The 9,393-nt window shown below is 69.2% G+C and carries 7 protein-coding genes and 1 pseudogene; 2 read left to right on the forward strand and 6 right to left on the reverse strand.

The features are described from left to right. The 6 genes and pseudogenes from HW578_RS18155 to HW578_RS18175 all read right to left on the reverse strand — a co-directional run. Nucleotides 1-231, reverse strand: a 231-nt coding sequence (locus HW578_RS18155) for a hypothetical protein (protein ID WP_198372063.1), incomplete at its 3' end; no start/stop codon positions are given. Then, nucleotides 224-1,279 carry a porphobilinogen synthase gene (gene hemB / locus HW578_RS18160; protein ID WP_198372065.1) on the reverse strand — a complete coding sequence of 352 codons (1,056 nt, stop codon included), beginning with the start codon at nt 1,277-1,279 and terminating at the stop codon, nt 224-226. The genes HW578_RS18155 and hemB, both read right to left, overlap by 8 nt. Then, nucleotides 1,276-2,601 carry an O-acetylhomoserine aminocarboxypropyltransferase/cysteine synthase family protein gene (locus tag HW578_RS18165; protein ID WP_198372067.1) on the reverse strand — a complete coding sequence of 442 codons (1,326 nt, stop codon included), beginning with the start codon at nt 2,599-2,601 and terminating at the stop codon, nt 1,276-1,278. The genes hemB and HW578_RS18165 overlap by 4 nt, the downstream gene beginning before the upstream one ends. Nucleotides 2,602-3,971: 1,370 nt before the next feature. Beyond that, nucleotides 3,972-5,042 (reverse strand): annotated as a pseudogene (locus HW578_RS27895) (glycosyltransferase); the annotation flags it as partial. Beyond that, on the reverse strand, nt 5,023-5,976 hold the full coding sequence (locus tag HW578_RS18170; protein ID WP_198372068.1) for a glycosyltransferase: 954 nt from the start codon (nt 5,974-5,976) through the stop codon (nt 5,023-5,025). The gene HW578_RS18170 and the pseudogene HW578_RS27895, both read right to left, overlap by 20 nt. Before the next feature lie 14 nt (nt 5,977-5,990). Continuing rightward, the gene (locus tag HW578_RS18175) at nt 5,991-6,608 is read right to left on the reverse strand and encodes a hypothetical protein (RefSeq protein WP_198372070.1); all 618 of its coding nucleotides are present in this window, start codon (nt 6,606-6,608) and stop codon (nt 5,991-5,993) included. Nucleotides 6,609-6,841: 233 nt separating this feature from the next. On the opposite strand from HW578_RS18175, the gene HW578_RS28465 reads away from it, so the two are divergent. Together HW578_RS28465 and HW578_RS18185 are read left to right on the forward strand one after the other, a co-directional pair. Then, nucleotides 6,842-8,221, forward strand: coding sequence for a class I SAM-dependent methyltransferase (locus tag HW578_RS28465; RefSeq protein WP_198372072.1), 1,380 nt, complete (start codon nt 6,842-6,844; stop codon nt 8,219-8,221). Between the two features lie 19 nt (nt 8,222-8,240). After that, the coding region (locus HW578_RS18185; protein WP_198372073.1) for a glycosyltransferase family 61 protein at nt 8,241-9,393 on the forward strand (1,153 nt) is incomplete at its 3' end.

A 9,393-nucleotide genomic window follows, 5' to 3' on the forward strand; every position in this document is an offset into this window, starting at 1 on the left:
CGCCGCGCTGCCGGCCGGCATGAGTGCGACGCGCCGTTCCCGCAGCGCCGCCAGCCGCCGCCAGGCGCGTGGCTGGTCCGGCGATCCCGGCGCGGTGCGGCGATAAGCAATCAGCGCCTCGACTTCCGCGCGGTGCAGGCGGATGGCCTGGACCTCGGGCGAATCCGCGCGGTCGGAGGCGCCGTGCCAGGGCCGGCGCAGCACCTCCTCCGGCGCGCGGGCGTCAGCCATGGCGCAGCCGCGCCGCGGCCTCCACGGCGAAATAGGTCAGCACGCCATTCGCCCCGGCGCGCTTGAAGCCCATCAGGCTCTCCATCATCGCGCGCTCGTGCTCGATCCAGCCGTTCTGCACCGCGGCCATGATCATCGCGTATTCGCCGGACACCTGATAGGCGAAGGTCGGCACCGCGAAGCGGTCCTTCACGCGGCGCACGATATCCAGGTACGGCATGCCTGGCTTGACCATGACCATGTCCGCCCCCTCGGCGAGGTCGAGTGCCACTTCGCGCAGCGCCTCGTCGGAATTGGCCGGGTCCATCTGGTAGGTCTTCTTGTCCCCGCGCAGCGCCTTGCCCGAGCCCAGCGCGTCGCGGAACGGGCCGTAGAAGGCGGACGCATACTTCGCCGCGTAGGACATGATGCGCGTGTCGATGAAGCCCTGCCCATCCAGCGCGCTGCGGATCGCGCCGATGCGCCCGTCCATCATGTCGGATGGCGCGATCACGTCGATGCCTGCTTCCGCCTGGTTCACCGCCTGGCGCACCAGGATGGCGACGGAGTCGTCATTGTGAACGTAGTCGCCGGTCCGCGTCTCCCGGATCACGCCGTCATGGCCGTGGTCGGTGTAGGGGTCGAGCGCGACGTCGCCGACCAGGCCGAGCTCGGGGAAGTGCTTCTTCAGTTCCCGCGCGGCGCGGCAGATCAGGTTGTTGGGGTTCAGCGCCTCGGTGCCCTCGGCGTCCTTCGCCTCGGGCGGCGTGGCGGGGAAGATCGCGATGGCGGGAACGCCGAGCCTCGCGGCCTGTTCGACATGCCTCGCGACGCGATCGACGGTCACGCGCATCTGGCCGGGCATCGAGGCGACGGGGCGTTCCTCGTTGGTCCCCTCGATCACGAAGATCGGCCAGATCAGGTCATCGACCGACAGCGTGTTCTCGGCGACGAGGCGGCGCGTCCAGGCGTCGCGGCGGTTGCGGCGCATCCGCACGGTGGGGTAGGCGCCCTGGGCGTCGGGCGCCTCGATGGTGAAGGGCGCGCCCTGGCGGCGGTCGGCGTTCATTCCGCGGCGGCCTTCATCGAGGGACCGGTTGCGGCATCCAGCGCCTGGTCGAGGTCGGCCAGGATGTCGTCGATATGCTCGATGCCGATGGATAGGCGGATGTAGCCGGGTGTCACGCCGGACGCCGCCTGCTCCTGCTCATTCAACTGGCTGTGCGTCGTGGTCGCGGGATGGATGGCGAGGCTGCGGGCGTCGCCGATGTTCGCCACGTGGTAGAACATCCGCAGCGCCTCGATGAACTTCTGCCCGGCCTCCTTGCCGCCCTTGAGCTCGATGCCCATCAGCGAGCCGTAGCCCCCGCGCAGCGCGGCATCCGCACGCCGCTTTGCCTCGCCGGTCATCAGCGAGGGATGGATCACCTTCGCCACGGCCGGGTGCTGCGCGAGGTGCGCGGCGACGCGCAGCGCATTCTCGCAATGGCGCTCCATGCGCAGCGGCAGCGTCTCGAGCCCCTGCAGCGTGAGGAAGGCATTCATCGGCGCCATCGGCGCGCCCAGGTCGCGCAGCAGGATTACCCGCATGCGGATGATGTAGGCGATGGGGCCGAGCGGCTTGACCGCCTGCGTCCAGACCGCGCCGTGGTAGGAGTTGTCGGGCTTGTTCAGCGTGGGGAAGCGTTCGGCATGCGCCTCCCAGTCGAAATTCCCGCCATCCACCACCATGCCGCCGATGCTGGTGCCATGCCCGCCGATCCACTTCGTCGTGGAATGCATGACGATGGCGGCGCCCAGCGCCAGCGGCTTGCACAGAACCGGCGCGGCGGTGTTGTCCATGATCAGCGGAACGCCGATCTTGCGCCCCAGCGCGGCCACTTCCGCGATCGGGAAGACCTGCAGCTTCGGGTTGGGCAGGGTCTCGGCATACCAGCAGCGGGTGCGGGCGTCGGTGGCGCGCACGAAGGCCTCGGGGTCGGCCGGGTCGACAAAGCGCACCTCGATCCCGAACGACTTGAGCGTGTTCGCGAACAGGTTCCAGGTGCCGCCGTACAGGTCGGTGCTGCTGACGATGTTGTCCCCGGCCTCGCAGAGGTTCAGCACCGCGAAGGTCGTCGCCGCCTGGCCTGAGCCCAGCGCGAGACCCGCCACCCCGCCTTCCATCGCCGCGACGCGCTTCTCGAGAACGTCCACGGTCGGGTTCATGATGCGGGTGTAGATGTTCCCCAGCTCCGCCAGGCCGAAGAGCCGGGCCGCATGCCCGGTGTCCTGGAACTGGAAGGAGGTGGTCTGGTGGATCGGCACCGCGACCGATCCGGTGGAGGGATCCGCCCGCCAGCCGGCATGCAGCGCGATGGTCTCGGGGTTGGTCCAGTTCGGGGCGGACATGGGCACCCTCCGTCGATGGCGTTTTCCGGAGCATCAAGTGCCACGGGTTGGGGGCGCGCGAAAGCGAAATGCGGGAATAGCCGCTTCCGGTGCTGCCTGGGTCGATCCTGGGCCGGCAAGCCCTTCGCGCGGAAAGCCGTTCTCCGACGGGCCTCAGGCCGCGGCCAGCCGGCCGAGTTCGCCCCACAGCCGCGCCCAGCCGGCGTCGCGGCCATATTCCTCGGCCGCGCCGGTGTTGGGCGGCACGGCGCCGTCGCGCCGGTGAAGCAACGACCGCACCAGCGCGGTCGAAACGAAGCCCCGGGTGCGATAGGACATGGCCGGCGCGGTCGAGACCACCGTCGGCGCGCCCGGATCGCCGAAGCGCAGATGCGCGATGCCCGCGCGCAGCGCGACCTCGCGTGCCGGCAGGGTGGCGCTGGGGCGGCCGTGCTCCACCACGAAGGCGGGGCGCCGGGTGGCCCAGCTGGACGGCGCGAAGAAGGCCTCGATCGGGGCGACGCGAACGGCCTCGGCGCGCACGCCCAGCGGGCCGGATGCCGGCCATGCCGGGGGGCGGGCGGGGAGGGGCAGAACAGCGTGACCTCGCGGCCTAACATGCCGGTCAGGCAGGCCAGCACCGGCAGCACCTCGCGCGCGGTCGCGTCCTCGCAGATGAGCGCCACCGGGCCGGGGGGCGCGCCGCGGAGCGCTGTGAGCAGGCGGCTTTCCTCGCCCCGCCAGAGCAGTGGCACCGAGGCACGGTCGGCGTGCGCGGCCCGCATCACCGCCGCCGCGGCGCGCGTCGGCGCTTTCTCGAGCAGCAGGAAGCGTGGGAAGGCGCGCGCCAGCGCGGCGAGATCCGTCGGGTCCGGCAGACCGCCATCGAGCGAGAGCGCCCCCATGTGGCAGGTGCCGAGCCGCGTCCTGACCGGTCCCGGCAAAGGTTCGGGCGGCAGCGCGGCGAACCAGGCCATCAGATGCGGGTCGTCCAGCACTGCGGGCAATGTCGCCAGCCGCGGCCTGGCATCGTCGAACAGGATGCCCGCGACCTCGGACGGAAGGGGGGCGGCGCATGGGTCCACCACGGCGCGCCCGCGCGCTGCCAGCAGGCGCAGCGCCGCAGGGTCCGCCTGCGTCGGATCCCCGACGAAGTGGAACACGACGGGCGCGCGGACGCCGGCGTAGCGCGCGGCATCCAGCAGGTGGTCGAAGCCGAGCGAGCCGATGCGCGCCTGGTCGAAGCGCAGCGACAGGATCACCGAGGGTGGCAGCCGTCCGGCGCGCTGCCCGGCATCGCGCAGCGTGTCCAGGATGCCGGCCTGCGCCTGCTCGACCGAGCGCCGGGATGCCTCGGCCAACGCGTCCAGCGCGGAGGGGTCGCGGACCAGGCGATGGATGGCGCGCATCATCGCCTCGAAGTCGGCGCATTCGTGGAAGGGGTGGGTGGGGACGTAGCCCTCGAAGGCATGCGCGTGGCTGATCAGCGGCTTGCCGCGCGAAAGCGCCTCGCCGACCTTGATCTTGAGCCCGGTCGAGAAGGTCAGCGGCGCCAGCACGGCATCGACCTGGCCGTAGAGCTCGTCCATCTCTTCGACGCGCCCAAGCAGGCGCAGATAGGGCAGGCGCAGACCTTCCAGCAGGTCGCAGACCGACCCGCCCACAACGATCTCAATCGGCAGCAGGGTGCGGCGCAGGTAGGCATCCGCGACCTTCAGGAAGGCCCGGATGTTGCTGGCGTTGATGTTGTTCCGCCCGCCCACGATGCCCAGGCGCAGGACGCCGTCCGGCTGGGCGGGTGCCGGCAGCGGCCGCACGGGTTCGGCATGGAGCAGCGTGTTGACCGGGCGCGCAGTAAGGGTGCGGAAGAACTCCGCCTCCTGCTCCTTGATCGCCCAGACGATGTCGGCGCGATCGAGCGCGAGGCGTTCCTGTTCCGGCGTGGTGTGGAAGTATTCCGGGGACAGGCCGTTCGCGGCCAGCAGCGCACGGCGGTCCGAGAAGCGGTCATGCGTGTCGAGGATGCGCAGCACGCCGGCCGGCGCGTGCTCCAGCGCCTTCGACAGCCATGTGTAGTTCACCACCAGCGCGTCATAGCGCCCAACCTTGAACAGCCAGTCGAGCATCTGGCCAATCGCGGGGTCCCACCAGTCGTCCGCGGCGTGGTCCTCGCCCTCCGAGGGGCGCGTGTGCAGCGGGCGGGTGACGGGGCAGGTGAAGACCTCCTCCCATTGCCGGCCCATCTCGGCCAGCGCCGCGCGGGGCAGGCGCACGCGCCATTCCTCGTCGGAGGGGTAGTGCAGCAGCGCGACGCGCGCGCCTTCGGCCTGCAGCGCGCGGTTGACCTGGACGATGCGGTTGCGGTTGCCGAGCGTGACCGGCCAGGTCGGCACCGGCGAGAGCACCAGGACGCGCAGCCCCTCCCAGGAGCCGCCCGGCGGATCAGAGGTCATCGCGCTCATCGAGGCCGGCGAGCAGCGCGTTCACCGCATTGTAGACGGCCGAGACCTGCCAGCGGAACTCGGCGGAGCCGTCCTTTTCGAGGGCGAGCCCGCGCAGCGTGCGATCGGCCGGGTTGCACTGCAACAGGAAGCCCTTCACCGCGGCCCAGGACTTGTCGCGCTGCGCGAGCCGCGCCGTGGGGTCGCGCAGGTAGTCGGACACCGCCTGCCAGGCGGCGCGGCGGCGGAACCAGCGCTGCGTCAGCCGCTCAGGATCGACCCAGTGGTCGACCGCCGCGAGCGGGTCATAGGCGACCTGCCCGCCCAGCGTCCTGATGCGGTCGGTGAGCGCCGTCTCCTCGGCCGAGAGAAGGCTCGCGCCGCTGCCGGTGCGCCCGAGCGAGGTGTCGAACCAGCCCGCCGCCTGCAGGGCCGGGATGCGGAAGGCGATGTTGGCGCCGGCGACCCATTCGCCCTCGCGCAGCAGGCGCCGCTCCGGGCCGTGGTCGATGACGGTGATGTCGCCCAGCATCTCGTCCGCAAGCCAGGCCGGCCGGGGGGCGCCCCACCACGGACGGATGCGCCCGCCCACCACCTGCACTGCCGGGCCGAACTGGTCGAAACAGCCGACGATGTTCTCAAGCCAGACGGCATCGGCGCGGGCGTCGTCGTCGAGGTAGGCGATCAGCGGCGCGCTGGCGAGGCGCGCGGCGACGTTGCGCGCGTTCGACAGGCCGGGGCGCGGTTCGTGGTGCCAGATCAGGATGTCGTGATGCGCGAAGGCCGCGGCCTCGCGGGCCGAGCGTTCGGGGTCGGGCGAATTGTCCACCACGATGACCTGGTAGTCGCTGTGCGGCAGCGACTGGGCGAGGGCGGAGTCGATCGCGCCCGGCAGCAGGTCGTAGCGTTCGTAGGTGCAGATGGCCGCGGCGATGCGGCGGGCGGGCGCGGCCATGCGGTGCGTTTCCCTCAGGCCGGTTCGACGCGCAGGCGCTGGAAGGCGACGCCGAGCACGCGCCGGTCGGCCGCGCCGCGGGCCGCCGGGGAATGCAGGTGCGGCACGCGCAGGGTCAGGCATGTCGGGCCATCGCCCGGGCGGGGCGCGATGGGCTCGGAGCGCAGGATCTTATCATTGCCGTCGCGCGAGAGCGCGTAGGTGGCGCCGTCGACCTCCAGGACGAGTTCCTTCGCATTGGCCGGGGTGCCGAAATGGAAGAGCCGCAGCGTGGCGACGAGCGGCACGCTGCGGTCGAGCCATGCCTCGAAGCCGACATCGTGGCCTGGGCCGGTCCAGCGGAAGGCGCCCTCGGGGCCCCATTCGAGCTGGTAGAAGCCGTCCTGGATGGGGAGAAGCTGGTCGGCGGCGATGTCGAAGTGGTCGGGCAGGGGGAGGGCGGCTTGCGGGGCGGCTTGCGGGGTGGCGGGCGGAGCGGGGGTGGGTGCGGCGTCGAGGGCGGCGTCGCGGAGCTGCAGGATGCGTTCGTAGGAGTCGAGGCGGGCTCGGAGCTCGGCGACTTCGGCGCGCAGCGTGCGGATGGCCTGCGCATCGATCGCTTCGTCCTCAACTGCCGCCGCCGTGGCTGTCATTGCCGCTCCATCCATCGGTGTCTGACGGGTTGCGGTGCCTGCGACCCTCTCCCAGGCCCCGATTATCTCGAAACCAACGACCCGCGGAAGCCCGGGACTTGCGAAATCAACCTGGCGCAAGCACGGTGCCCGGCGCGCGGAGATGGACAGCGTTGGAAGCGTGCAGTGTAGATCCCGTCGATGTTCTGCGACGGCCGTTCACTCAAGTCGTGTCTCTCGGCGCCGCATGCCGCGTGGCATACAACCTGAGGCGTCACCTGAACTTTAGCACGGCCTATCCCTTCGATTGGTGGATCACGCCAACCCGCGGCCTTATCGCTCTGCTTGAAGCGTTCGATGTCGAACGGCTCTACGACACCCGGCTTCTCGCGCGCGATTGGCAGGACACCAGCGTCCGCAGTATCGACTATGGCGTGTGGCTGCATCACGAGTTCCCAAGGGAGTGGTCGCAGCCGGGGCAGCCCGTAGCCGAGAACTTTCGCGATCTCACTGAACGGCCGCGTCGGCGCACCGAGCATTTGGTGCATCGCTTTCGCGCCATGGATCGCCCGGGCGAGCGTATTCTTTTCGTGCGCGAGGTCCCATCCGAAGACCGCGGCCGCGACGGAACGGCCGATGCTGCTGCCCTGGCCGATGCGCTGCGCGCGCGTTTCGCGCAGGCGGAGTTCGTGCTGCTCGTCGTCAATGGCCGGCTCAGCGGCACGGCGCCAGGGGTGATCGGCGTCGAGATACCGGAGGCGGATGGCGGCGACTGGCGTGGCGACGTGGAGGCCTGGGGAAACTGCCTGGCGCGGTTGGGCATCCGCCTGGCGCCCGGCCTGCATCCCACGGCGGCGTCGCGCGACCTGGACGCGCAGGAGGCGGCCAACAGGTGCGACGACGAGAACGGGGCCGCGCCGGCACTGCAATGCGCGGCAGGAGAAAGGGAAGCGATGTCTGAGCCCCGACGGCGGACGGCCGCAGAGAAACTTGCCTATATCGACAGCCTTCGCGCCGATTGGATCCGGGAACTTGAACCCTGGTCGACAGGACCGGATGCCATTTTCGTCAACGCCCGGCTTCCACCCCCGCATCTCCTCGAGCGCTGTCGGTTCGTATCGCACCGCTACGAACTGGTCGACCGGCACCTGCCCAAGGGTGGACGCATCGCCGAGGTCGGCAGCATGCATGGCACATTCGCGAAATGGCTCCTGGAATCCGCGCGCCCGCGTGAACTCCATATTGTCGATCGCGGCTTCAAGGTGTTCGACCACGCACATTTCCAGCCGGCGATCGAGGCGGGCCAAGTCGTATTGCGTGAGGGCGACAGTTCCACGATTCTTAAGTCATATCCTCCTGAATTCTTTGATTGGATCTATATCGACGCCGATCACAGTTACGAAGGCGTGCGTCGCGACATCGCGGCAGCGGTCGGATGCGTGAAGTCCGGCGGGTTCCTCGTATTCAATGATTACTGCTGTTTTTCGCACCGGGAACTGCTTCCGTATGGGGTCATGAGGGCCGTCAACGAATTCGCGATCGACCACAACTGGCGTTTCGAGTTCTTCGCGTGGCAGGAGCAGGGGCACTTCGACGTCGCCCTGCGCGCCGTCCCCGGCTCCATGCCGGCCTGAGAGGACGGCGCCGGCTCGCATGAGACTTCACCGCGTACCTTGGCGCAGCATCCAGCGGACCGGATCGCTGAACCAGCTTGTCACGGCAGCGCGTGCGGGCAACTACAGCCGGCTAACCATCGCGCGTGACGGTATCGTCAAGTATCGCGAACCGCTGGGAATTGCCGGAAATACCTCGGCCGCCGCGGCCTTCATACCAGCCTTGATCGGCCAGAAATGGTATTGGGTACCAGAGATCGACCTCATCGCTTTGCCTGGCTGCGTATTCACGACGCAGCATAGCGTGCCGATCTTCAAGAATTTCCTTGTCTGTGACGAGCTTGAGTACAACTCCGACGTGCGGTCGCTCGGCGGGTTCATTGACAGCCAACAGGACGGGCTGACCCTGAATGGCGCGGTTCAGGATCGGATCCGACAAGCTGCCTGGGTGCCGGAGGGGACATTGTTCGTGCATCCGCGCTTCCACCAGAACTATACGCACTGGCATACGGAGGCGCTGACGCAGTTGGACGTCATCGGCGCCATCGCCGGCAGCGTCGGTGCGATAGGGGTCCCGCGGCTGCAGGGCTTCAAACGGGCTTCGGTGGATTTGTGGGGAGACCCGGGGAAGCCCGTTGTCGAACTGACCGAGCCTGCCTACCGGACCGCTTTGGGTTTCGTGCTGACCCATTCGCTGTTCCGGACGTGGCTGCACCCTGCTACCGCGAGGGCACTTAAGCGGCTGCGTTCGGCAGCGCATGCGCGTGTGGGCGTGCAGGACGCGGCTGCGAGGTACCCTGTCTATCTGTCTCGGCAGGATTCGAAGTTTCGCCCAGTCGGTAACGAGGCTGATGTCTGCGCCGCCCTGGCCGCCCGCGGCTTCCGGATCGTCATTGCCTCGGAGCTGACATTCGAGGAGCAGGCCCGGACCTTCGCGGAGGCGAGCCTCATCGTTTCGCCGCACGGCTCCGGGCTGACCAACATGATCTATGCGCGACCCGAGACGCCTGTATTGGAACTAAGGCCTATGCACGCCAAAGGCCGTAGCCCGTTTTTTGACAGAAGCTGGACGCCTCCAGAAACCCCGAATGCTGGCATGCGTGGCCGTAGAGCGGTGCATGGTCGCCCGCCACGCGGGGGGATGGCGGGGATCACGGTGCTGAGGGATCCTGGTCGGGGCGCTGATGGCGGTG

The sequence above is a fragment of the Roseomonas rosulenta genome (genome assembly GCF_016106005.1).
Taxonomy (GTDB): domain Bacteria; phylum Pseudomonadota; class Alphaproteobacteria; order Acetobacterales; family Acetobacteraceae; genus Neoroseomonas; species Neoroseomonas rosulenta.

Coding starts and splice junctions, on each gene's coding strand:
- hemB (WP_198372065.1), bottom strand. CDS start 1,279: ATGAACGCCGACCGCCGCCAGGGCGCGCCCTTCACCATCGAGGCGCCC.
- HW578_RS18165 (WP_198372067.1), bottom strand. CDS start 2,601: ATGTCCGCCCCGAACTGGACCAACCCCGAGACCATCGCGCTGCATGCC.
- HW578_RS18170 (WP_198372068.1), bottom strand. CDS start 5,976: ATGGCCGCGCCCGCCCGCCGCATCGCCGCGGCCATCTGCACCTACGAA.
- HW578_RS18175 (WP_198372070.1), bottom strand. CDS start 6,608: ATGACAGCCACGGCGGCGGCAGTTGAGGACGAAGCGATCGATGCGCAG.